Consider the following 22,270-nt stretch of genomic DNA (forward strand, 5'->3'; position numbering starts at 1 on the left):
GGGAGTTGAAGAAGACATGGACAACCTGATCGAAATCTCCGCCATCGCCGGCATCGGCCTGCTGGGCCTGCTGACCATCGGCTTCGTGTTCGCGCGGCTGTACAAGCGCAGCACCAAGGAGCTGGCCTTCGTGCGCACCGGCCTCGGTGGCCAGAAGGTCATCATGGACGGCGGCGCCATCGTGCTGCCGGTGTTCCACGAGCGCGTGCTCGTCAATATGAACACGCTCAAACTCGAAGTGCTGCGCCGCGAGCGCGAGAGCCTGATCACCAAGGACCGCATGCGCGTCGACGTGACGGCCGCCTTCTTCGTGCGCGTGAAGCAGACCGAAGAGGCCGTCAGCACGGCAGCGCAGACGCTGGGTGCGCGCACGATGAGCCCCAACGAGCTGAAGGCGCTGGTCGAAGACAAGTTCGTCGACAGCCTGCGCGCCACGGCCGCGACCATGACCATCCAGGAGCTGCAGGACAAGCGCCGCGATTTCGTGCAGGCGGTGCAGAACGCCGTGGCGGAAGACCTGGAGAAGAACGGCCTGGAGCTGGAATCCGTCTCGTTGACCAGCCTGGACCAGACCGACAAGCAGTTCTTCAACCCCAACAACGCCTTCGACGCCGAGGGCCTGACGCGGCTGACCGAGCAGACCGAGGCGCGCCGCAAGCAGCGCAACGACGTCGAGCAGGACACCGAGGTGCAGGTGCGCACCAAGAACCTCGAAGCCTCGCGCCTGAAACTGACCATCGAGAAGGACCAGGAGTTCGCGTCGCTGACGCAGAAGCGCGAGATCGAGATGGCGCGCGCGGAGCAGTCCGCGCAGATCGCGTCGCAGCAGGCCGAGCGCCACCGTGAGGCCGAGACGGTCAAGATCGAGGCCGAGCGCCAGGTGGGCCAGCGCCGCATCGAGGCCGAGCGTGAGATCAAGGCGGCCGAGATCGAGAAGACGCTGGTCATCCAGACGCGCGAGATCGAGCAGGAGCGCCAGACCGAGATGAAGCGCGCTGAGCAGCGCAAGCAGGTCGAGATCGCGCGGCAGGACACGCAGATCGCCATCGCCACCAAGTCGCGAGAACAATCGGAAGCCGACGCCGCCGCCAACTTGGCGCGCGCCGAAGCGGTGAAGGCCGAGGAAACCGTCAACACCGCGCGCCAGGTGGCCGTGGCCGAGCGCGACAAGGCCATCCAGCTGATCGAGGCCAGCAAGGACGCCGAGCAGAACGCCATCGCGGTCAAGGTCTCGGCCTCGGCCGAGAAGGAAGCGGCAATCGACCGCGCCGAGGCGCTGACCATCGAGGCCAAGGCCAAGCAGGCCGCCGCCATCGCCGAGGCTGAGGGCCGCCGCGCGATCAACGAGGCGCTGAATACGCTGTCCGCCGCGCAGGTTGAGCTGCAGGTGCGCACGCAGTTGCTGCAGCAGCTGCCCAGCATCCTGGCCGAGGCCGTCAAGCCGATGGAGAACATCGATTCCATCCGCATCGTGCAGGTCAACGGCATGCCCGGGCAGGGGGGCGGCTCGGAAGGCAGCGCCGCGAACGGTGCCACCTTCCCCGAGCAGGTCATGAACTCGGCCCTGCAGTACCAGATCGCCAAACCCCTGGTCGACGCGGTCATGCACGATGCCGGCCTGTCCAATCAGGGCATCACCGGCATTGCGCACAACCTTGCGGGCATGCTGAAGCCGGCCCCCTCGGCGCATGCACACGTGCCGGCGCCCGTGACGGCGGCGGACTGATCCTCAGGACGAGCGGGTCGGCGCGCTCGGCGCCTTCATTGCCGGCTTGGCGCTGCGCCTGGGCCCGTCGCTGAACGCTGTCGGCGGCTTCATCAGCGTGGCGTCGGGCTCGCCGCGCTTGATCTTCTCCAGCCGGTAGTTCTGCTCGCCCGAACGCGGGTCGGCGTCGCGGCTCTGGATGGTCAGCATCAGCTCGGGGCTGCGCCAGACCTCGCGCGTGCTGACGATGGGCTTCTCGTTGCCGATCTTGCCGGCCTCCAGGGTCCAGGTCGTGCGCTCGCCGTTGACCTTGACGCCGTCGATTTCCTTGCTCGGCAGCGCCGTCGTCACGCCACCCTCGCGCGGCAGCATCGGGCCGTGCAGCAGCAAGGGCATGGGCGGCACCGGCGGCGTGGGGATGGCCATCGGCGTCGGCAGGGAAGGCGGGGCTGGCATGGCAGGCAGCGGAGGCAGCTCGCTGGCGCGGATGACGCGCAGCTCGCGGCGGCGCTCTACCGCGCTGGCGCCCGACGCGGGTGGCACCGCCGGCACGGCGTACTCCCGCTCGATGACGATGCCAAGCTCGCCGGCCTGAGCCTGCGCGCGGCTGCGGACGCGCTCGACCTCCACGGTCCGGGCGCGCTCGGCCACACGCCCGCCCCATTCCTTCCAGCGCGCGGCCTGCTCCTTCATGCGCTCGCCCCACTCCTGCATGGAGGCCTGCCAGGCGGCATGCGCCGCCGCATCCGCGCCCGGCGCCCAGGCCACCGAGCCGCGCAGCTTTTGAACGCGCTTCTCGTCGGGGTAGACGACCCAGGTCTCCTTGGCCACCGGATCGTTCAGGTAGACGATCTTGGGCCCGCCCTCGCGCTGCACCTCGCGCCGCGTGCGGCCCTCCCCATCGCGGCAGAGCTGGCTCTCCTGCTTGCGCACGATGCGGTTGCCGTCGCCCAAGGTCTGTACGTTCTCGTGCACGGCCGTGGCGCAGTAGGGGGCGCCGCGCACGACGCGCTCGCCCTCCAGTTCACGCCCGGCGAAGGCGAGCGCCTGGTCACCCAGCGCGATGCGCACGGGCATGTCGGACAGGGCCAGCTGCACATGCCGTTCGACGTCCCGCTCGAGGTCGCGTTCGATCAGCCGGTCGGCCTCCAGTGCGGTGGCTGATGTGGCCAGCGCGATCAATGTCAGGGCGGTGAGGGGTGTCTTCATGTCGTGCTCCGTGATCAGTTCAAGATGCGGACGGCCAGCAACTGGCCGCTCGGGTTCAACATCAGCTCGGCCCGCACCGTCTCGTCGGCGCGGGCGGCGTCGAAGGGCAGGCCGAGCAGCGCCAGGCGCTCGCGCGGCAGCTCCGCCGGCTGCAGCCAGACCGCGGCGCTGCGGCTGGCGGCCAGCGCGGCGCGGAACTCACTTTCCGGCACCAGCGGGATGAAGCCGCTGCCGGTCGCCGGCGCGGCCCGTGCCGTCTGGGTGCCGGGCGGGTCCAGCAGCAGCACGGCGCTCAGCAGCACGGCGGCCGTGGCGCCAAGGGCGCCGCTGCCCCAGGCCAGGCGGCGCAGCCAGCGCGGCTCGTGGGCCTCGGCGGTCTCTGCCACGGTGCGGCGGATGCGCTGCACGCGCTGCTGTTCGGTCAGTTGCGCCAACAGCGCAGCGTCCTGGTCGGCGCCGGGTTGGCGCCGGTTGAACGCCACCCGGGCCGGCAGCAGCCAGGCCGGCGTGTCGTTGTCGTGATTGCTCATGGTCGTTCTCCCACGGCCAGCAGGTCGGCCAGACGTTGGCGGGCGCGGTGCAGGCGGGTGCGCAGCGTGTCGGTGCTGACGCCGGCAATCGCTGCGGCGTCGTCGTAGCTGCGCTCCTGCAGGTCCACCAGCACGATGGCCTCGCGCTGCGGCCAGCTCAAGGCCCGGATGGCGGCCCACAGGCCCTCATGCTGCTGGGCCCGGTGCAGCCGGGCATCGCTGGCGGGCGTCGGCTCGGCGCTGTCGTCGGTGTCGAGTGCGTCGTCCAGCGGCACGTGGCGCCGCGCATCGCGCCACTGGTTCAGCAACTGGTGACGCGCCATGCCGGCCAAGTAGGCGCCCAGCGAGCCGCGCCCGGCGTTGAAGGACTGCGAGCCCCGCAGCAGCTGCGCGAAGGCCTCCTGCACGGCGTCCAGCGCCGCGGCCTCGTCGCCGGCCAGCGCCAGCGCATAGCGATAGACCGACCCGCTCTCGCGCCGGTAGACCAGCGCCAGCGCCTCGGCGTCGCCATCGGCCATGCGGGCCAGCAGCGCGGCGTCGTCAGCTGCGGCGCCCGCGGCGGACGCGGCCGGGGCGACGAAGCCCAGGCGGGCGAGCCAGCTCATGCCGGGGTACATGGTGAAGGGGCCTGCAGGACTTGCATGCCGCTATTGAGCGTGGGAGCGCCGCTTCGTTACTCCGGACAAACCCGTCGTCACTTTCGTCACGGGGGCGGCGCGCGATGATGCTGGCGCCCCTGAAACGGAGACCACCGCCATGCTGAAGCTGCAGGGCATCGACCACCTCGTGCTGCGCGTCATCGACCTCGACACGATGGTCCGCTTCTACGTCGACACGCTGGGCTGCGCGGTCGAGCGCCGCCAGGACGAGATCGGTCTCGTGCAGCTGCGCGCCGGCCGCTCGCTGATCGACCTGGTCCCCGTCAACGGCAAGCTCGGCCGCATGGGCGGTGCGGCGCCCGGCGCCGAGGGCCGTAACCTGGATCACTTCTGCCTGCGCGTCGATGCTTTCGACGCCGATGCCATCCGCGCCCATCTCGCAGCGCATGGCGTCGAGGCCGGCAAGACCGAGAGCCGCTACGGCGCCGAGGGCGAGGGACCGTCCATCTACCTGAGCGACCCCGAGGGCAACGTCGTCGAACTCAAGGGTCCGCCGGGTCCCATCACCTGAGCCGCGGTGGCGCAGCGCCAAGGCGCCGGCAGAATCGCCCACCATGCCTGCCTTGCCCACCAAGCTGCCCAACACCGGCACCACCATCTTCACCGTCATGTCGGCGCTGGCCGCCGAACATGGCGCCGTCAACCTTGGCCAAGGGTTCCCGGACTTCGGCGCCGACCCGGCCCTGCTGCAGGCCGTGACGGACGCAATGGCCGCCGGCCACAACCAGTACCCGCCGATGACCGGCGTGCCCGCGCTGCGCCAGGCGGTGGCCACCAAGCTGAACGGAACGTACGGCTCGGCCTACGAGCCGAGCAGCGACATCACCATCACGGCCGGCGGCACGCAGGGCATCATCACCGCGCTGCACACCTGCGTCGGCGCGGGTGACGAGGTCATCATCCTGGAGCCGGCCTACGACAGCTACGACCCGGCCATCCGCCTCGGCGGCGCCGTGCCCGTGGGCGTGCCGATGACACTGGACTACCGCATCGACTGGACGGCAGTGCGCGCGGCCGTCACGCCGCGCACCCGCGCGCTGGTGATCAACACGCCGCACAACCCGAGCGGCCGCGTCGCCACGCACGAAGACCTGCTGGAACTGCAACGCCTGGCCGAGCAGCACGATCTCTTCGTCATCAGCGACGAGGTCTACGAGCACATGGTTTTCGATGGCGCGCCGCATGAGAGCGTGGCCCGCTACCCGGCCTTGCGCGAGCGCAGCTTCCTCGTCAGCAGCTTCGGCAAGACCTTCCACGTGACGGGCTGGAAGGTCGGCTTCGTCGCCGCGCCGGCGGCGCTGAGCGCGGCCTTCCGCCGACTGCACCAGTACACGGTGTTCACCGTCCACACACCGACCCAGCACGCGCTGGCGGCCTACCTCGCCAACCCAGCGCCATGGCAGGGCTTGAGCGACTTCTACCAGGCCAAGCGCGACAGCTTCCGCGCCGCGTTGGCGGCGACGCCGTTGAAGCTGATGCCCTGCGAGGGCACCTACTTCCAGACCGTGGACTACAGCGCCGTGTCGGACAAGACGGAGCTGGAGTTCGCCAGGTGGCTCACGACCGAGATCGGCGTCGCGGCCATCCCGCTGTCGGTCTTCTACCAGCAGCCGCAGGAGCGTCGGCATGTGCGCTTCTGCTTCGCGAAGCGGGATGAGACGTTGGCCGAAGCGACCGGGCGCCTGCAGCGCCTCGCCGGCAGGCAATGAAAAAGGGCGGCCGTGGCCGCCCGGATCAACGAGAGCCCAAGGCCTCAGTTGCCGCAGCCCAGCGAGGCGATGCGGTCATGCGCGGTCTTGGCCCGCACCAGGCCCCAGCCGAACTTGACGTCGCGGCCAGCCGCGCCGAGGTCCTCGGCGCTCTTGGCCAGCGTGCTGCGGATCTGCGCTGCCGTGCAGGTCGGGAAGTAGCTCCAGACCAGGGCTGCCACTGCCGAGACATGCGGCGTGGCCATCGAGGTGCCGTCGTAGAAGGCGTGGTTGGTCGCGGTGACCGCCAGCGTCGCGCTCTGGCCCAGCTGGGCCTTCATCGCCGCGCCTTCGGTGTCGGAGGCCGTCACCGAGGGAATCGTCGTGACCGTCGTGCCCAGCGTGCCGCCGAAACCGCCGGCCACGTTGTTGTAGACGATGGCGCCGACGCCGCCGCTGGCCTGGCAGTTGCTCACCTTGACGGCAAAGTCGACGGTGCCGCGGGCGATCAGGCAGACCTTGCCGTTGACGGCCGCGTTGGTCGTGTCGCCGATGCCGAAATCGGCGAGCGCCGCGGTCGCGGTCTTCTTCGGCGAGCCGTCCATTGCGCCGGGTGCATAGGCCACGCCACCGACGCTGAGGCTGGAGGCCGAGCCGGCGCCCATGGGCACGGTCGACAGCACGTTGACGCCCGGCGCAGAGAGCTCGACCTTGTTGTTGTACTGCGAGAACGTGGCCCAGGCCTTGGCCTCGTCCAACGCCCCCACCGACACCACGCTGGCATAGCCCGCCGGGTAGGACGCCGCCCGCGTGCCGTCATTGCCGGCGGCTGCGATGGACAGCACGTTCTTGCTTGCCAACGCGGCAAAGGCCTTCTCCTCCGTCTTGTTGGCGCGGCTGCCGCCCAGCGACATGCTGATCACGTTCGCGCCCGCTGCGCCGCACTTGTTGGCGGCGGTGGCCAGCGTGGACGAATAGGCCCAGCCGTCGGCGCCGAAGACCTTGACGATGTGCAGCTTGAGCTGCCGGTTCGGGTTGACGCCGACCACGCCCACGCCGCTGTTGTTCAGCGCCGCGATGGTGCCGGAGACGTGCGTGCCGTGGTGGTTCTCGTCGGTGTACCACCAGCCCGTGCCGCTGTCGTAGTCCCCGGTGATGCGGCTCGCGTCCGCGTCCAGGTCGTCGTGGCCGCGGGCATAGCCCGAATCGATGATGCAGACCTTGCGGTTGGCGGCATAGGCATCCGGCAGCTGGTCGGCCTGGACCATCTTGATGCCGTAGGGCACGAGCTGGCCCAGCGCATAGGGCGCGCCCGTCGACGGGCTGGTGCCGCCCAGCGGATAGCGCTTCACGTCCTCCTCGACGTATTCGACGTTCGGGTTGTGCTGCAGCCCCTTCAAGGCCTGAACCGGCACCTCAATGGCCATGGCGTCCATGCCTTCGATCTCATGCACGACGCGGCCCTTGGCGGTCGCGACGGCGGCGCGGCCCATCGCGGCGGCACCGGGCTTGAACATGACGATGACACGACTGGTATCAGGTGCGGCATGGGCGCCGCCGGCCAGGCAGAGGGATGCGGCGGCTGCGGCCAGCGGCAGGCGCGCGGCGGCGATGCAGGACGACAGGGGGCTTTTCATCGGGGATCTCCAACGATTTGAATGGCCGCTCCAGCGCTTGTGGCGGAGTGGGTCAGGTGACGTCGATGGTAGGAAGTGACAACGTTGCCCGAGAACTGGTATTCGCCCGCCCCGGGTTTGCAGGACTTGGCAGGGAAATGCACGCCGGGTTCCGGCGGTGGCGCCGGATGCGGCACCCATGACTGGCACGGCCCGTGCTAACCCTGAGAACGGGATCGACAGGCCCGCCGCGGGAGGCGTCGGCCGTGATCTCGTTCACGGAGGATTTCATGCTGCACCCACCGCGTGCCACCGGCGATGCACCAAGGCGAACCATCGCTGCACCCAAGCAGACGGCGGGCGAGCTGATCGGCAAGACCATCAATCTCTCCGGCCGGCGCCGCTTCACCTCGCAGCGCGTGGTCCTCTATGCGGTGCTGGCGCTGCAGGGGCGCGACGGCGCGCTGGCCATCGCGCGGGATGCGCTGGCCACCTTTGGCGAGGCGCATCGCGCCCTGCTGGAGGGCGAGCTGTCGCCGCAGGCCCTGGGCGGCGAGCTGACTTCGGCCTACTTCGGGCCGGACGGCGCCGACGCGCGCATTGCCGGCTTCATCGAAGCTGCCGCACGCGCTCTCGCCGCCATCGAGGCCCAGGCGCGCAGCGCGCCGGCGCTGCTGGAGGACCTGGTCGAGGCGGCCACACCGCTGCTGGCCACGCTGAACCGGTTGACCCAGCTCTATGAAGACCTCGCGCGTGACCAAGCGGCGGCGGCCAAGAAGCAACTCACCGCCGTGATGGGCGACATCGAGCAGATCGCCAGGCATGCGCGCATCGTCTCCTTCAACGCCCAGGTCGTCGCGGCACGAGCTGGCGCATCGGGCCGCGAGTTCGCCGTCGTCTCGGGCGAGATGACGCACATCACGGGCCAGCTCGATGGCCTGGTGCGCGAGGCGGTGCGCAGCGCGGTGGCCTGAAGGCCTGCCGTTCGACCTCAGAGGGCAGCTGGCCGCGTCCAGGGGAGGGACTGCGGCGGGGGTGATGCGGTAGGCTGCGCGCCCGAGCCATGCCCGCCGAGACAGAACCGCCATGCAGATCCAGCCCGCCGGTCGCTTTGCACCGCAAGTCGTCACCGGACGCTTGAGGGCCGTAGCGCCCGGTCCTTGCGCCGCACCCACGGCGCGCCTTCGGCTGCTGCTGGCCGCTGCCGCGCTGGTATTCAGCGGCGCCCCGGTGGCGGCGGACACGCTGCCGCAGCTGATCGCCCGCACCAAGCCTTCCGTCGTGGTGGTGGGCAGCTACGGCCTGTTGGACAACCCGCGCTTCGGCTTTCGCGCGACAGGGTTTGCCGTCGCCGACGGTTTGCATGTGCTGACCAGCGCCCACGTGGTGCCCACCGAGACGACCGGCCGTGTGGACCGCAGCCTGGCGGTGCAGGTCTGGATGGGCGACGGCCAGTGGCAGCTGCGCAGCGCCAAGCTGCTGGGCCGCGACCTGCGCAACGACCTGGCGCTGCTGGAGATCGATGGCCCCGCGCTGGCCCCGCTGCGCCTGGCCGGAGCGCAGGCGCCCGAGGGCGCGGCCATTGCGCTGGTCGGCTTTCCCATCGGCAACGCGCTGGGCCATTTCCACACGACGCACCGCGGCATCGTGTCGGCCTGGACGGCCATCGCGACGCCGGCGGCGGACCCGGCCGGCCTCAACCCACGGGCCGTGCGCCAGTTGCGGGACGGCGTCTTCAAGGTGATGCAGCTGGACGCCATCGCCTACCCGGGCAACAGCGGCGGTCCGGTGCTCGACGTCGAAACAGGCGAGGTCGTCGGCGTGGTGCAGGGCGGCGCGATCAAGGGCACCAAGGAGGCGGCGCTGAGCGCGCCTACCGGCATCACCTATGCCGTGCCGGCCAGCGCTGCGGCGGCGCTGCTGGCCGAGCACAAGCGCTGACCCGACCCGGCGGCTACCTCAGCGGCCTGCCCGCTCCAGCATCGCCTGCAGGAGCACATTGCACCCCGCCTCGATGTGCTTGGGCTTGGCGTCCTCGATCTCGTTGTGGCTGATGCCGTCCTTGCAGGGGATGAAGATCATGCCGGCCGGTGCCAACCTCGCCATGTAGACGGCGTCGTGGCCGGCGCCGGACACCGCGCGCATGTTGCTGTAGCCGAGCGTGTCGGCGGCCTTCTGTACGGCGGCGATGCAGTCGGCGTGGAAGGGCTGGGCCGGGTAGGCGCTGACCGGCGTGATCTCGATGGGCAGGCCGCTCTCAGCCGATAGCTTCGCGGCCACTGAGCGGATGTCGGCGTCCATCGCCTCGCACAGCGCGTCGGTCGCGTTGCGCAGGTCGATGCTGAACTTCACACGGCCGGGGATGACGTTGCGGCTGTTGGGGTGCACCTGCACCATGCCGACCGTGCCGCGACCGTGCGGCGGGTGGCGGTGGGCGCAGGCCACCACTTCCTGCATCAGCTTCGTCGCTACCTGCAAGGCATCCTTGCGCAGCGCCATGGGCGTGGGGCCGGCGTGGGCTTCCATGCCGGTGACGACGCAGTCGTACCAGCGGATGCCCAGCACGCCTGTGACCACGCCGATGGTCTTGTCATGGTCCTCCAGCACGGGGCCCTGCTCGATGTGGGTCTCGAAGTAGGCGCCGATGGGATGATCGCCAGGCACCTGGCTGCCGATGTAGCCGATGCGTTCCAGCTCGCCCTTGACGGTCAAGCCTGCGGTGTCGGTCGCTGCGTAGGCGTGCTCCAGCGTGAAGGCCTGGGCGAACACGCCCGAGCCCATCATGACGGGCACGAAGCGCGAGCCTTCCTCGTTCGTCCAGAAGGCCACCTCGATGGGCGCCTCGGTCTCGATGCCATGGTCGTTCAGCGTGCGCACGACCTCGATGCCGGCCAGCACGCCGTAGTTGCCGTCGAACTTGCCGCCCGTTGGTTGGGTGTCGATGTGGCTGCCGGTCATGATGGGCGGCAGGCTGTTGTTGCGGCCTGGCCGGCGCATAAAGCCGTTGCCGATCTGGTCGATGGTGACCGTCATCCCGGCCTCGCGCGCCCAGCGCGTGACGAGGTCGCGGCCCTGCTTGTCGAGGTCGGTCAGCGTCAGGCGGCACACGCCGCCTTTCTCGGTGGCGCCGATTTGCGCCAGTTCCATCAGCGAGTCCCAGAGGCGTTGGCCGTTGACGCGGAGCTTGGTGATGTCGGGCTTGGTGATAGCGGTGTCCATGATGCGTTCCTCAATGGAAATGCAACCACAGGGGCACTGAGGCACTGAGAAAAAACCTCAATGCATTTCCTCTGTGTCTCTGTGCCTCTGTGGTTGCCTTTTGTATTCAATCAACGTGCAACGGCGGTGGGCGCGAGGTCGAGGGCGCGCTTGGCGGCAGCGTCGAACTGCGGGCCGAACGGGGGGCGCTTCAGGTAGCGGCCCTTGCCTTGCTCGGCGCGCAACTCGCCGCGGGCGAACACGACGCGGCCCTGCGCAATCGTGTGGCTGGGAATGCCGCGCACGGTGCGGCCCTCGAAGATGTTGAAGTCGTTCTTGGAGAACTGCGTCTTGGCGCTCAGCGTCTTGGTGCCGGCCGGGTCCCACAGCACGAGGTCCGCGTCGGCGCCCTCGGCGATCACGCCTTTGCGTGGGTACATGTTGAACAGCTTGGCCGCGTTGGCCGAGGTGATCGCGACGAATTCGCTCGGCGTGAGGCGGCCTGAGTTCACGCCGGCATCCCACAGCACCGCCATGCGCTCCTCGACGCCGCCGCAGCCGTTGGGGATCTTGGCGAAGTTGTCCTTGCCAGCTCCCTTCTGCTCGGCGCAGAAGGTGCAGTGATCGGTCGCCGTCGTGTGCAGCTGGCCCGACTGCAGGCCGCGCCACAGGAACTCCTGATGGATCTTGGGGCGGAAGGGCGGGCTCATCACGTAGGCCGCGGCCTTGGCGAAGTCGGGATCGCGGTAGACGCTGTCGTCGATCAGCAGATGGCCGGCCAGCACCTCACCGTAGACGCGCTGACCACGGGCGCGGGCGCGCGCAATCGCCTCGGCGCTCTCGATGCACGACACGTGCACGATGTAGATGGGCACGCCCAGCACATCGGCAATCGCGATGGCGCGATTGGCCGCCTCGCCTTCCACCATCGGCGGGCGGCTCAGCGGGTGGCCTTCGGGGCCGGTGATGCCCATCTTGGCGACCTCAGCCTGCAGCAGATAGACCAGCTCGCCGTTCTCGGCGTGCACGGTCGGCATGGCGCCCAGTTCGAGCGCGCGCTTGAAGCTGTTCACCAGCGTCTCGTCGTCGCACATGATGGCGTTCTTGTAGGCCATGAAGTGCTTGAAGCTGTTCACGCCTTCCTCTCGCACGAGGGTGCCCATGTCGGCATGGACCTGCTCGCTCCACCAGGTCACCGCGACGTGGAAGGCGTAGTCGGCCGCGCTCTTCTCGGCCCAGCCGCGCCACTGTTGATACGCATCCATCAGCGGCTGCTGCGGGTTGGGGATGACGAAATCGATGATGCTCGTCGTGCCGCCGGCCAGCGCCGCTGCGGTGCCGGTGAAAAAGTCGTCCTGCGTGACCGTGCCCATGAAGGGCAGCTGCATGTGCGTGTGCGGGTCGATGCCGCCGGGCAGCAGGTACTGGCCGGTCCCGTCGAGCGTCGTCGTGCCGGTGGGCGCCTCCTTGGCGGCGCGGTCGCCGAGGGCGGCGATACGGCCGTCCACGCAAAGCACGTCGGTGCGGCTTTCGGCATCGGCATTGACGACGACGGCGCCGCGGATCAGCAAAGCGCTCATGCGGGAACTCCTTGGACCGCGGCGCGGCGCGGCATGCTGAGGTAGTAGACGGTGCCGGACACGGCCAGGCTGAAGAACCAGCCGAAATCGAACAGCGAAATCATCCAGGGCGCGACGGCGGCCTTGTCGACGACGCCGGACACCGCGAGGTAGCCCGGCAGGCAGGGCAGCACGCCAAGGGCGAGCGCGATCAGCGCGCGGACATTCCAGCCGCCGCTGTACTCGTATTCGCCGCCGCGGCGGTACAGGTCGGCGCTGTTCAGCTCCGTGCGGCGGATGAAGTAATAGTCGATCAGCAGGATGCCGGCGATGGCGCCGAGCAGCGTGCCATAACCGCCCAACCAAGTGAACAGGTAGCCGCCTGACGTGGCCAGCAACTTCCACGGCATGAAGAGCAGGCCGATGACTGCGGCGATCAGGCCGCCCATGCGAAAGCTGATCTTGCTCGGCGCCAGTTGCGAGAAGTCGTAGGACGGCGACACCAGGTTGGCCGCCACATTGGTCGTCAGGTTGGCCAGCAGGATGACCAGCAGGCCGATGCCCGCCGCCACCGGGCCCATCTTGGCCAGCAGCGCGTCGGGGAACAGCTCGGCCTTGCCGTAGAGGATGGCGCTGGCCGAGAAGCCGATGACGCCGACCATCGAGAACAGCGCCATCGGAATCGGCAGGCCCACGGCCTGGCCCAGCACCTGGTCCTTCTGTGTGCGGGCGAAGCGCGTGAAGTCGGGGATGTTGAGCGCCAGCGTGGCCCAGAAACCCACCAGGCCGGTCAGCGCGGCCAGCGTGTTGGGGCCGCCCGGCACTTCCTTGGCCGGCAGGCCGAACAGCTGGGCCGAGGGCACCTTGAGCATCAGCCACACGACCAGGGCCAGCGAGGCCGCGATCATCAGCGGCGCGGCGATGACCTCCAACTTGCGGATGGACTCGGTGCCGCGCCAGATGAAGACGAGGTGCAGCGCCCAGAAGGCGATGAAGCAGGCGAACTGCGAGCTGCTGATCGTCTCGCCCGGTGCGGGTGCGGCGAGACCGAAGCCCAGCACGTTCAGGAAGCTGTGCAGCGCCAGCGCGCCGAAATAGCAGTTGATCGAGAACCAGCCGCAGGCCACCAACCCGCGCAGCACCGCGGGCAGGCTGGCGCCCTTGACGCCGAAGGACGCCCGCGCCAGCACCGGGAAGGGGATGCCGTGCTTGGGCCCGACACGGCCGATCAGCAGCATGGGGATCAGCACGATGCAGTTGGCCAGCAACACCAGGAAGACGGCCCGTTGCCAGCTGAAGCCCTGGTCCAGCATGGAGCTGGCCATGGTGTAGGTCGGCACGCAGACGACCATGCCCACCCACAGGGCGGCGAAGTCCTTCCAACCCCAGTGCCGCTGCGAGGTGGTGGTGGGCAGCAGGTCGGCGTTGCTCAGCGTAGGGTCGGTCATGGTGCTTCCTGGTGCTCAGTGGTGCATGGCGAATTGGCGGGCCGAGCGCCGGGCCGCTCCCAAGCCGGTCCGCGTTTGGCGATGTGCTCGTGGCTCAATGCCACGAGCATCGCCGTCCCCGCGGGGGACCGACCAGGCTCGCCTGCGTTAAGCAAGGCGAGATTGGGCGAGGGGCTCATGTGTTCTGAGGAAAAGCAAATTGCGGTCCTTTGGGGAGCGAATCCGGCCATCGCTGCATGACCGCCTTGTGCTTCGTATAGAAGCGCACGGCCTCGGGCCCGTAGGCATGGTGATCGCCGAACAGGCTGCGCTTCCAGCCACCAAAGCTGTTGAAGGCCATGGGCACCGGCAGCGGCACGTTGACGCCGACCATGCCGACCTGGATGTGATGCACGAACTCGCGCGCCACATGGCCGTCGCGCGTGAAGATGGCCACGCCGTTCGCGTACTCGTTGGCCTCGATCAACGCGATGGCGCCGGCCAGGTCGGGCACACGCACGACGCAGAGCACGGGGCCGAAGATTTCCTCCGTGTAGCAGCTCATGTCGGCAGCCACGCCATCCAGCAGCGTGCCACCGACGAAGAAGCCGTCCTCGAAGCCGGCCACGCGGTGGCCACGGCCGTCGACGACCGCCTTCGCGCCGGCGGCCACGCCTTCGCCGATCAACTTCTCGACGCGCTGCTGCGAGGCGCGCGTGATCAGCGGGCCCATCTCGATGCCCGCGCCGTTGCCTTCGCCGATCTTCAACGCGGCGACCTTGGGCGCCAATGCAGCGACAAGCGCATCGGCCGCGTCACCCACCGCCACGGCCACCGAGATCGCCATGCAGCGCTCGCCGGCCGAGCCATAGGCCGCGCCCATCAGCGCGTCGACGGCCTGCTCCAGGTCGGCGTCGGGCATGACGACCATGTGGTTCTTGGCGCCGCCCAGCGCTTGCACGCGCTTGCCGTGGGCCGAGCCGACCTTGTAGATGTGCTCGGCCACCGGCGTGCTGCCGACAAAGCTCACAGCGGCGATGCCGGGGTGGGCCAGGATGGCGTCGACGATGTCCTTGTCGCCCTGCACGACGCTGAACACGCCATCGGGCAGGCCGGCTTCCTGCAGCCAGCGCGCCATCAGCAGCGACGCGCTCGGGTCGCGCTCGCTGGGCTTCAGGATGAAGGCATTGCCGCAGCCGATGGCCAGCGGGTACATCCACATGGGCACCATGGCCGGGAAGTTGAAGGGCGTGATGCCGGCGACGACGCCGAGCGGCTGTCGCACGCTCCACGCGTCCAACCCACGCGCGACCTGCTCGGTGTATTCGCCCTTGAGCAGCTGCGGCATTGCGGTCGCGAACTCGATGTTCTCGATGCCGCGCGCCACTTCACCGAGCGCGTCGGGCATCGTCTTGCCGTGCTCCCGCACCAGGGCCGCCGCCAGCAGCTCGCGGCGCTCCTGAACGATGTGGAGGAACTTGAACAGCACGCGGGAACGGGCGAGCGCCGGCGTCTGGCCCCAGGCCTTGGCGGCTTTCGTCGCGCTGGCGACGGCGGCGTCCAGATCGGCCACGCTGCCGAGCAGCAGCTTGCCCTGCACGGCTCCCGTCGCGGGGTTGTAGATGTCCTGCTGACGGTCGCCGTTGCCGCGGGAAATGGCGCCGTTGATCCAGTGGCCGACTTCGTAGTGACTGCTCATCTCAATTCCTTCAAGCGCATCCGGCACTCATCGGGTTGTTCGGGTGCGTCGTCCAGTTGGCATAGCTGCCATCGATGACACGGCCGGTGCGGGCGTCCGTCTCACCCGGCTGGAGGGCGCGCATCGTGATGGTGCCAGGGACGGGGCAGATCGACACGCAGAGATTGCAACCGACGCATTCCGCGTCGTTGACCTCGAAGTGCCTCTGGCCGTCCTTCATCGCAAAGATGGCCTGGTGGGAGGTGTCTTCGCAGACCACATGGCAGCGGCCGCATTTGATGCAGCTGTCCTGGTCGATGACCGCCTTCTCGACGTGGTTGAGATTGAGCTGGTTCCAGTTCTTCACGGTCGGCACCGCGCGGCCGCGGAAGTCGTCGAGCGAGGCATAGCCCTTCTCGTCCATGAAGGTGTTCAGGCCCGAGCACATGTCCTGGACGATCTTGAAGCCGTAGACCATCGCGGCCGTGCAGACCTGCACCGTGCCGCAGCCCATGGCGATGAACTCGGCCGCGTCGCGCCAGGTGGTGATGCCGCCGATGCCGCTGATCGGCAGGCCGGCCGTGGCGGGGTCGCGCGCGATTTCGGCCACCATGTTCAGCGCGATGGGCTTCACTGCCTGGCCGCAGTAGCCGCCGTGCGAGCCGAGCCCGTCGGTGACCGGGCTCATCGTCATGCGGTCCAGGTCCACGCCCATGATCGAGTTGACGGTGTTGATCAGGCTGACCGCATCCGCGCCGCCAGCATGCGCCGCGCGGGCCGGGAAGCGCACGTCGGTGATGTTGGGCGTGAGCTTGACGATGACCGGCATGCGAGTGTGCTTCTTGCACCACTCGGTCACCTGCTGGATGTATTCGGGCACCTGGCCCACGGCTGAGCCCATGCCGCGCTCGCTCATGCCGTGCGGGCAGCCGAAGTTCAGCTCCACGCCGTCGGCGCCGGTGTCGGCCACCTTGGCGAGGATGTCCTTCCAGCTCTGCTCGTTGACCGGCACCATCAGCGACACGACCATGGCGCGGTCGGGGAAGTCGCGCTTCACGCGGCGGATTTCGTCCAGGTTGATTTTCAGCGGCCGGTCCGAGATCAGCTCGATGTTGTTGAAGCCGATGACGCGCCGGTCCTGGCTCCACAGCGTCGCATAGCGCGGGCCGTTGACGTTGACGACCGGCGGGTCCTCGCCCAGCGTCTTCCAGACCACGCCACCCCAGCCGGCCTCGAAGGCGCGGCGCACGTTGATCTCCTTGTCGGTCGGCGGCGCGGACGCGAGCCAGAAGGGGTTGGGGCTCTTGATGCCGAGAAAGTTGGTGCTCAGGTCAGCCATGGCTGGCCTCCTTGTCGAGATGGCGGACGGTGGCAAGGCCCAGGGCGCGGTCGATGCTGATGGCGGCGCGCTTGCCGTGCTCCACCGCCTCCACGGTCAGGTCGCGCCCGCCGGCGCGACAGTCGCCGCCGGCCCAGACGCGCGCCAGGCTGGTCTGACCATCGGCGTCGGTCCTGATGCGGCCGGCCTCCAGCGCGATGGCGCTGCCGGCGGACTCGGTCACATAGCTCTGGCCGATGGCGCGCAGCACCATGTCGGCTTCGATGACGAACTGCTCGCCGGTGTCGACCAGCTTGCCGCCTTCGAGCCGGGTGGCCGCGAAGCGCATGCCGCGCAACACGCCGCCTTCGGCCTCGACACCCAGTGGCCGCGCCCAGCAGCGGATGGTCACGCCGTTGGTTTGCGCCCAGTGTTGTTCGTGGGTCGAGGCGGAGAGGTCGTCAGGCCCGCGGCGGTAGACCATGGTGACCTGCTCGGCGCCGAGCAGCTTGCTCTGCACCGCCGCGTCCACGGCCGTCATGCCGCCGCCGATGACGACGACCTTGCGGCCGACCGGCACGATCTCGGGCGCACTCTGGCGCAGCTCCGCAATGAAGTCGACCGCATTGCGCAGGCCCGGCAGTTCGGGCTCGACAATGCCCAGCGCGTTGACGCCAGCCAGGCCCAGGCCCAGGAAGACGGCGTCGTACTCGGCCAGCAGGCCGTCCAGCGTCATGTCGCGGCCCAGCAGGCAGTTCAGCTTCGGCGTGATGCCGCCGATGCTCAGCAGCCAGTCGATCTCCTTCTGCGCAAAGCCGCCGGCGACCTTGTAGCTGGCCAGGCCGTATTCGTTGAGCCCGCCGAGCTTGGCGTTGGCGTCGAACAGCACGACGTCATGCCCACGCCAGGCCAGCCCATGTGCCGCGGCCAGACCGGCCGGGCCGGCGCCGACGACGGCAATGCGCCGGCCGGTGCTGCCCCCGCGCTCGAACAGCGGCTTGCCCGGGTTGGTCAGATGACCCTCCACGGCATAGCGCTGCAGCAGGCCGATCTCGACCGGCTTGCTCTCGTTGGTGTTGCGCACGCAGGCCTGTTCGCACAGCACCTCGGTCGGGCAGACGCGGGCGCACATGCCGCCCAGCGGGTTGGCCGTCAGGATCGCCTCTGCCGCGCCGCGCACGTTGTCCTGCGCCACCCGCTGGATGAAGCTCGGAATGTCGATGCCGGTCGGGCAGGCCGTCTGGCAAGGCGCGTCGTAGCAGTAATAGCAGCGCTCGGCCTCGATCAGTGCCTGCGTGCGGTTCAGCGGCGGGTGGGCGTCGGCAAAGTTCTGCGCATAGTCATCGGGCGTCAGGCGCCCCGACTTCAGATCGGCAAGGTCCACGGAACTCTCCCAAGGGAAAACAGGCAAACATTACTACCCTGTAAAACTTGACCGAAGCGTAAAAACCCGCAGCAAGCGTTTGGTGCGCGCCGTCCAAAATGCGGCGCATGACCGATACCGCGACCGTGACGCGCACCCCGCGCGCTGCCACCCTGCGCAAGCAGGAGGCCATCCTGGCCGAGGCCGAACGCCAGTTTGCCCGCTTTGGTTTTGAAGGCGTCAGCCTCGACAGCATCGCCGCCGTGCTGGACCTGTCCCGTCAGAACCTGCTCTACCACTGGCCCAGCAAGGAGGAGCTCTACCGCGCCGTGCTCGACAGCGTCATGGGCGAGTGGATGGCGAGCATGAACGCCATCACCGAGGCCGACGAACCCGAGGCCGCCATCCAGTCCTATGTGGCTGCCAAGCTACGTTTCAGCCGCGAGCGGCCCAGCGGCAACGCCGTCTTCACGCGCGAGATCATGGCCGGCGCGCCGCGCTACGCCGACGTGCTGCGCGTCCAGGTCATGCCGCTACTGCATGCCGACGTGGCGCGCTTTGAAGGTTGGGCGGCCGAGGGCCTGATCCGCCGGCTGGACTTCACGCACCTGATGTTCCTGATCTGGTCGTCCACCCAGGCCTATGCCGACCTGGCACCGCAGTTCGCCCTTTACATGGGCAAGCCGCGCCTGGAAGAGGCCGACTTCGCCGCCGCGCGCGACCTGATCACCGGACTGATCTGGCGCAGCTTGAAGGTGGACGCGTGAGCCGCCGCGCCGTTCTTGCTGCGTTGGCGCTGTCCTTCGCCGGCCTGGCCTTCGCCGCGCCGCCCGCCGCGCTGGTGGCGCAGCTCAAGGCCCAGGCCGATGCCTGGGACCGCGCCATCCTCGCCAAGGACCGCGCCGCCATCGAAGCCAACATGGCCGACGACTTCCGCCAGATCGATTCGCACGGCAATGTCGAGACCAAGGCCAGCTTCGTCGAAGGCTTGATCACGCCCGACCTGGCGCTGGACCCCTACACCGTCGAGGAGTTCGAGGTGCGGGTCTATGGCGACACGGCCCTCGTCAGTGGCCGCACGCGCATGACCGGCCGCTACCAGGGCCAGCCCTTCAACACGCACTACCGCTACATCGACGTCTACGTGAAGCGCGACGGCGTGTGGAAGATCGTCAGCGTGCAGACCAGCCCGATCCCGTCGCGCTGACGGCAGCGTCGCCCTGGGCGGCTGCCACCGCGTCCGGTTCTACCGCCGCCTGCCAGGCCACCCAGCGGCCCTTGCCGGCCCGCTTGCCTGCCAGCAGCGCGTGGTCGGCGCGGCTGATCAGCGTGGCGGCGTCGCGGCCGTGCTGGGGATAAATGGCCACGCCGATGCTGACGCCCACGCGCACCTCGGTGCCGTCGGGCAGCGTGATCGGCGCGGCGAAGCTGTCCAGCACGCGATTCAGCGCATGCTGTTCGTCACTCAGACCGCCGAGCTGGTTGAGCACCAGCACGAACTCGTCCCCGCCCATGCGGGCCACCACATCATTGCCGCGCACACTGTCGCTCAATCGAGTAGCCGCGGTGCGCAGCACGGCGTCGCCCGCATCATGGCCGTGTATGTCGTTGACTGCCTTGAAGCCGTCCAAGTCGAGATAGCAAACCGCCAGCCAGCGGTCATTGCGCTCGGCATCACGCAGCAGAAATGACAGCCGCTCCTGCAGCAGCTGGCGGTTCGGCAAGCCGGTCAGCATGTCATGGAAGGCGAGGTGCCTGGCCTTCTCTTCGCTGCGCTTGATCGGTGTGATGTCGATCATCAGCCATAGCGACTCTCCGTTCGGAAGGGCCGTGCCGTTCAGGTCGATCCAGACCGCGCTGCCGTCCTTATGTCGCATGCGCAGCTGCGTGCGGTAGCTGCTCATCTCCTGCAGTTGCTGGTAGGCCAGACCCACCTGGGCATAGGACTCGTCGTCCAGATAGAGCAGCCGCGAAGTCCGGCCGCTCAACTCTCCCGGGCCGTAGCCGAACAGCCTTGCGAGCGCCGCGTTGTGCCAGACCTCGCAGCGATCCCGTAGCTTGACCATGCCGACCAACTCGTTGTCGAGCATCGCGCCGCGCTCGGCCGCCAGCAGCGCGATGCGCGCCCGCGCCTCCACTTGTCGCGCCTGTGCGCGGTAGATGGTCAACGAGGCCCCGAGCACCACAAGCATCAGCAGCGCCAGCAGCGCCGCCAGTTCGGCGACCTGGCGCCGCCACGGCGCAAAGAAGTCGTCAGTGGCCAGGCCGACCAGGATGAGCAGCGGATAGTCCGCAACGCTGGTGTAAGCGGCGACTCGCTCGACATCGTCCAGCACGGCGTGCGCGATGAAGCTGCCCTGCATGGGGTCGGCTGCCAGCGCGGTCGTCAAGGCCGCAGAGACTCGCGTCGTACCCAGCGCCGCCTCAGGCACGAGGCTTTGCGGTGAGTACCGCGCGATCAGCCGCAACGAGCGCGAGCGCAGCGCCACTGCACCGTGCGCGCCCACGTCGGCATGGCGGAAATGCGCCATGAAGGCGTCGGTGTTGATGCCTCCGTACACGATGCCGATGAAGCGACCGGACTCATCCAGCCGGGCCCGCGCAAAGATCAAGCCCCAACCGGTCTTGAGCCGCCCCTGCAAAGGCTCGGAGATGGCCAGTTGGGTCGGGTCTGCACGCGCCGCCCGGAAATAGTCACGGTCAGCCCCTGAGATTCGCGGCCCGCCGTCGGCATCCGGGTTCAGCACCCAGCCGTCCGCGTCGGTGACTCGCAGCGCATTCATGGCGGGAACCAGTGCCCGCTGTGCCGTGGTGATGCGTCTGAGATGAGCTGCGTGCAGCGCGCTCGGCGGTTGCTGCTCAATCTGGTTCAGCGTCGACAGCAGCGCGTTGTCAACCAGCCGGATGGTGGCGGCGACGCTCTGGCCGAGTGTGTCCGCCAGGCCGGCGGCGTTGGCGCGCCCCCGCTCCTCGTGCGTCCGGTAGCCGGCCGATACGGTGAGCACCGCTGCCAGCGTGACGATGCCCAGGATGACCAGGTTGCCCAGGATCAGGTAGCGGCGGAAGCGCGCCAGGCTGGTGGACAACTGCAGCGGGGATGTCTGTGGCATTGAAGAGGCACAAGCGGCGTGTGCAGGTGGCGGCCGTGCGTTGTGGCCAACCTGCCCCCTGAGAGCTGGGATCCTAAGGCCGCGGAGGTCGCGCGCGGAGGTTCAGGGCGCCCAACCCGCGTCGCGCACGGCGCGTTCCTGCTCGGCGTTCAGCGCCTCGCCGGCCATGGCCTCGTCCACGGCAGTCAGCACCGCCGGTGGCAGGCTGCTGGCCGCCTGCCGCATGCCACCGCCCGCTGCGCCGGCGGTCGCGACCTGCTGCAGTGCCCAGGCCCCGTCCGCTTCGCGGCAGGCCAGGCCGGCCACGGCACTCGTCGTGAAGCTGCGGCACCAGCGCCCGTCCTTGGCCTTGAAGCTGAGCTGCACCGCCACTTCGCCGCCCGGCGCGCTGGCCAGCTGCTGCTCCAGCGCCGTGGCGATGGCGCCGCTGGCCACAAGGCGCTCGTCGCCCCCGGGTGAAGGCGCCAGCCGGGTGCCGATCAGCGTGCCCAGCACCAGCGTGGCCGCCATGCCGCCCCAAGCCGCCCAGTTCGACATCGACCGCCGCTGCGCCCGCACGGCGCCCAGGTCGACCACCGGCTCCACCAGCAAGGCCTTGAGGCGATCCGGCACGGGCTCGTTCAGCACATCGTCGAAGGCGGCCGCGAGGCGCCGGCGTTCCGCCTTCAGCTGCTCGTCATTCAAGTTCATGGCCATTCCCCCAACAACTCTTGCAGCGCCTCGCGGGCGCGGGCGACGCGGCTGGTCACGGTGCCCACGGGCACGCCCAGCGCCTCGGCGGCTTCCTGGTAGCTCAGGCCTTCCACCAGCACCAGGCCGACGACGGCGCGGTGTTCGTCGCTGAGCTTGACCACGGCCTTGCGCACGAGGATGGCGTCCAGCTGCGAACCGGTCGCCGTGCCGTCGCCCACGTGCTCGCCGTCCTCTTCGGGCAAAAAGGTCTGGCCGCGCCGCTCGCGCGCCCTCAATTCATCAATCCACGCGTTCTGCATGATGCGAAACATCCAGCTGTCCAGACGCGTTCCAGGCGTCCACTGGTCGGTGCGGTTCAGCGCCTTCTCGATGGCGACCTGCACCAGGTCGTCGGCGTCTTCGCGGGCATGCGCCAGCGTGCGGCCGAAACGGCGCAGCCGTGGCAGCAGCTCGGCGATGGCCTGGCGAAGTTCGGAAGGGGTTTCGGGCATCGATACACGGACAACGGGCGAGGCAT

20 protein-coding genes are annotated in these 22,270 nt (G+C 68.9%); 7 read left to right on the forward strand and 13 right to left on the reverse strand.

Features of this window, described 5'->3' with window-relative positions; translation table 11 throughout:
• Nucleotides 1–16: 16 nt before the first annotated feature.
• Nucleotides 17–1,726: a flotillin family protein gene (locus tag ASC81_RS00275; protein ID WP_056261197.1), complete on the forward strand. Its 1,710-nt coding sequence runs from the start codon at nucleotides 17–19 to the stop codon at nucleotides 1,724–1,726.
• A 3-nt stretch (nucleotides 1,727–1,729) separates the two neighbouring features.
• On the opposite strand, the gene ASC81_RS00280 is transcribed toward ASC81_RS00275, so the two are convergent.
• The 3 genes from ASC81_RS00280 to ASC81_RS00290 are packed head-to-tail and all read right to left on the reverse strand — an operon-like array spanning nucleotide 1,730 to nucleotide 4,049.
• Nucleotides 1,730–2,914 (reverse strand): hypothetical protein, encoded by a 1,185-nt coding sequence (locus tag ASC81_RS00280; RefSeq protein WP_056261199.1) that lies wholly within the window; start codon nucleotides 2,912–2,914, stop codon nucleotides 1,730–1,732.
• Between the two features lie 14 nt (nucleotides 2,915–2,928).
• Nucleotides 2,929–3,444, reverse strand: coding sequence for a hypothetical protein (locus ASC81_RS00285; protein ID WP_056261201.1), 516 nt, complete (start codon nucleotides 3,442–3,444; stop codon nucleotides 2,929–2,931).
• The gene (locus ASC81_RS00290) at nucleotides 3,441–4,049 is read right to left on the reverse strand and encodes an RNA polymerase sigma factor (protein WP_162245833.1); all 609 of its coding nucleotides are present in this window, start codon (nucleotides 4,047–4,049) and stop codon (nucleotides 3,441–3,443) included. The genes ASC81_RS00285 and ASC81_RS00290 overlap by 4 nt, the downstream gene beginning before the upstream one ends.
• Nucleotides 4,050–4,200: 151 nt before the next feature.
• On the opposite strand from ASC81_RS00290, the gene ASC81_RS00295 reads away from it, so the two are divergent.
• A complete protein-coding gene (locus ASC81_RS00295) occupies nucleotides 4,201–4,614 on the forward strand; it encodes a VOC family protein (RefSeq protein ID WP_056261206.1) in 414 nt (137 codons plus the stop codon).
• Nucleotides 4,615–4,657: 43 nt separating this feature from the next.
• Complete coding sequence (locus tag ASC81_RS00300; RefSeq protein ID WP_056261209.1) at nucleotides 4,658–5,812, forward strand: methionine aminotransferase; 1,155 nt, start codon at nucleotides 4,658–4,660, stop codon at nucleotides 5,810–5,812.
• 44 nt (nucleotides 5,813–5,856) lie between these two features.
• Here ASC81_RS00300 and ASC81_RS00305 read toward each other — a convergent pair whose 3' ends face one another.
• A complete protein-coding gene (locus ASC81_RS00305; protein WP_056261212.1) occupies nucleotides 5,857–7,428 on the reverse strand; it encodes a S8 family serine peptidase in 1,572 nt (523 codons plus the stop codon).
• Nucleotides 7,429–7,697: 269 nt separating this feature from the next.
• On the opposite strand from ASC81_RS00305, the gene ASC81_RS00310 reads away from it, so the two are divergent.
• Nucleotides 7,698–8,381, forward strand: coding sequence for a type IV pili methyl-accepting chemotaxis transducer N-terminal domain-containing protein (locus ASC81_RS00310; protein WP_056264086.1), 684 nt, complete (start codon nucleotides 7,698–7,700; stop codon nucleotides 8,379–8,381).
• A gap of 112 nt (nucleotides 8,382–8,493) precedes the next feature.
• Nucleotides 8,494–9,348 carry a serine protease gene (locus ASC81_RS00315; RefSeq protein ID WP_056261214.1) on the forward strand — a complete coding sequence of 285 codons (855 nt, stop codon included), beginning with the start codon at nucleotides 8,494–8,496 and terminating at the stop codon, nucleotides 9,346–9,348.
• A gap of 18 nt (nucleotides 9,349–9,366) precedes the next feature.
• Here the strand turns inward: ASC81_RS00315 and ASC81_RS00320 are convergent, their stop codons facing one another.
• From ASC81_RS00320 to ASC81_RS00345, 6 genes are all read right to left on the reverse strand, one after another.
• Nucleotides 9,367–10,626, reverse strand: a complete 1,260-nt coding sequence (locus tag ASC81_RS00320; RefSeq protein ID WP_056261217.1) for a Zn-dependent hydrolase — start codon at nucleotides 10,624–10,626, stop codon at nucleotides 9,367–9,369.
• Nucleotides 10,627–10,736: 110 nt separating this feature from the next.
• The gene (gene hydA, locus ASC81_RS00325) at nucleotides 10,737–12,185 is read right to left on the reverse strand and encodes a dihydropyrimidinase (RefSeq protein WP_056261219.1); all 1,449 of its coding nucleotides are present in this window, start codon (nucleotides 12,183–12,185) and stop codon (nucleotides 10,737–10,739) included.
• Complete coding sequence (locus tag ASC81_RS00330) at nucleotides 12,182–13,612, reverse strand: NCS1 family nucleobase:cation symporter-1 (protein WP_056261222.1); 1,431 nt, start codon at nucleotides 13,610–13,612, stop codon at nucleotides 12,182–12,184. Before ASC81_RS00330 ends, hydA begins: the two co-directional genes overlap by 4 nt.
• A gap of 175 nt (nucleotides 13,613–13,787) precedes the next feature.
• On the reverse strand, nucleotides 13,788–15,290 hold the full coding sequence (locus ASC81_RS00335; RefSeq protein ID WP_056261224.1) for a CoA-acylating methylmalonate-semialdehyde dehydrogenase: 1,503 nt from the start codon (nucleotides 15,288–15,290) through the stop codon (nucleotides 13,788–13,790).
• A gap of 10 nt (nucleotides 15,291–15,300) precedes the next feature.
• A complete protein-coding gene (gene preA, locus ASC81_RS00340) occupies nucleotides 15,301–16,608 on the reverse strand; it encodes an NAD-dependent dihydropyrimidine dehydrogenase subunit PreA (RefSeq protein WP_056261227.1) in 1,308 nt (435 codons plus the stop codon).
• The gene (locus ASC81_RS00345) at nucleotides 16,601–17,971 is read right to left on the reverse strand and encodes an NAD(P)-dependent oxidoreductase (RefSeq protein ID WP_056261230.1); all 1,371 of its coding nucleotides are present in this window, start codon (nucleotides 17,969–17,971) and stop codon (nucleotides 16,601–16,603) included. The genes preA and ASC81_RS00345 overlap by 8 nt, the downstream gene beginning before the upstream one ends.
• A gap of 107 nt (nucleotides 17,972–18,078) precedes the next feature.
• Here ASC81_RS00345 and ASC81_RS00350 point away from each other — a divergent pair, with 107 nt between their 5' ends.
• A complete protein-coding gene (locus ASC81_RS00350) occupies nucleotides 18,079–18,717 on the forward strand; it encodes a TetR family transcriptional regulator C-terminal domain-containing protein (protein ID WP_235533523.1) in 639 nt (212 codons plus the stop codon).
• Entirely contained in the window at nucleotides 18,714–19,157 is a 444-nt protein-coding gene (locus tag ASC81_RS00355; protein WP_056261236.1) for a nuclear transport factor 2 family protein, read from the forward strand. Before ASC81_RS00350 ends, ASC81_RS00355 begins: the two co-directional genes overlap by 4 nt.
• Here the strand turns inward: ASC81_RS00355 and ASC81_RS00360 are convergent.
• The 3 genes from ASC81_RS00360 to ASC81_RS00370 all read right to left on the reverse strand — a co-directional run bounded on the left by ASC81_RS00360 (nucleotide 19,123) and on the right by ASC81_RS00370 (nucleotide 22,244).
• On the reverse strand, nucleotides 19,123–21,060 hold the full coding sequence (locus ASC81_RS00360) for a diguanylate cyclase domain-containing protein (protein ID WP_082536143.1): 1,938 nt from the start codon (nucleotides 21,058–21,060) through the stop codon (nucleotides 19,123–19,125). The two genes, ASC81_RS00355 and ASC81_RS00360, sit on opposite strands and share 35 nt — an antisense overlap.
• A gap of 102 nt (nucleotides 21,061–21,162) precedes the next feature.
• Complete coding sequence (locus ASC81_RS00365; protein ID WP_156391602.1) at nucleotides 21,163–21,750, reverse strand: NepR family anti-sigma factor; 588 nt, start codon at nucleotides 21,748–21,750, stop codon at nucleotides 21,163–21,165.
• Nucleotides 21,747–22,244, reverse strand: a complete 498-nt coding sequence (locus ASC81_RS00370; protein ID WP_056261245.1) for an RNA polymerase sigma factor — start codon at nucleotides 22,242–22,244, stop codon at nucleotides 21,747–21,749. Before ASC81_RS00370 ends, ASC81_RS00365 begins: the two co-directional genes overlap by 4 nt.
• Nucleotides 22,245–22,270: the final 26 nt, after the last annotated feature.

Origin of the sequence: Pelomonas sp. Root405 (assembly GCF_001425165.1) — a bacterium.
Taxonomy (GTDB): Bacteria; Pseudomonadota; Gammaproteobacteria; order Burkholderiales; family Burkholderiaceae_C; genus Pelomonas.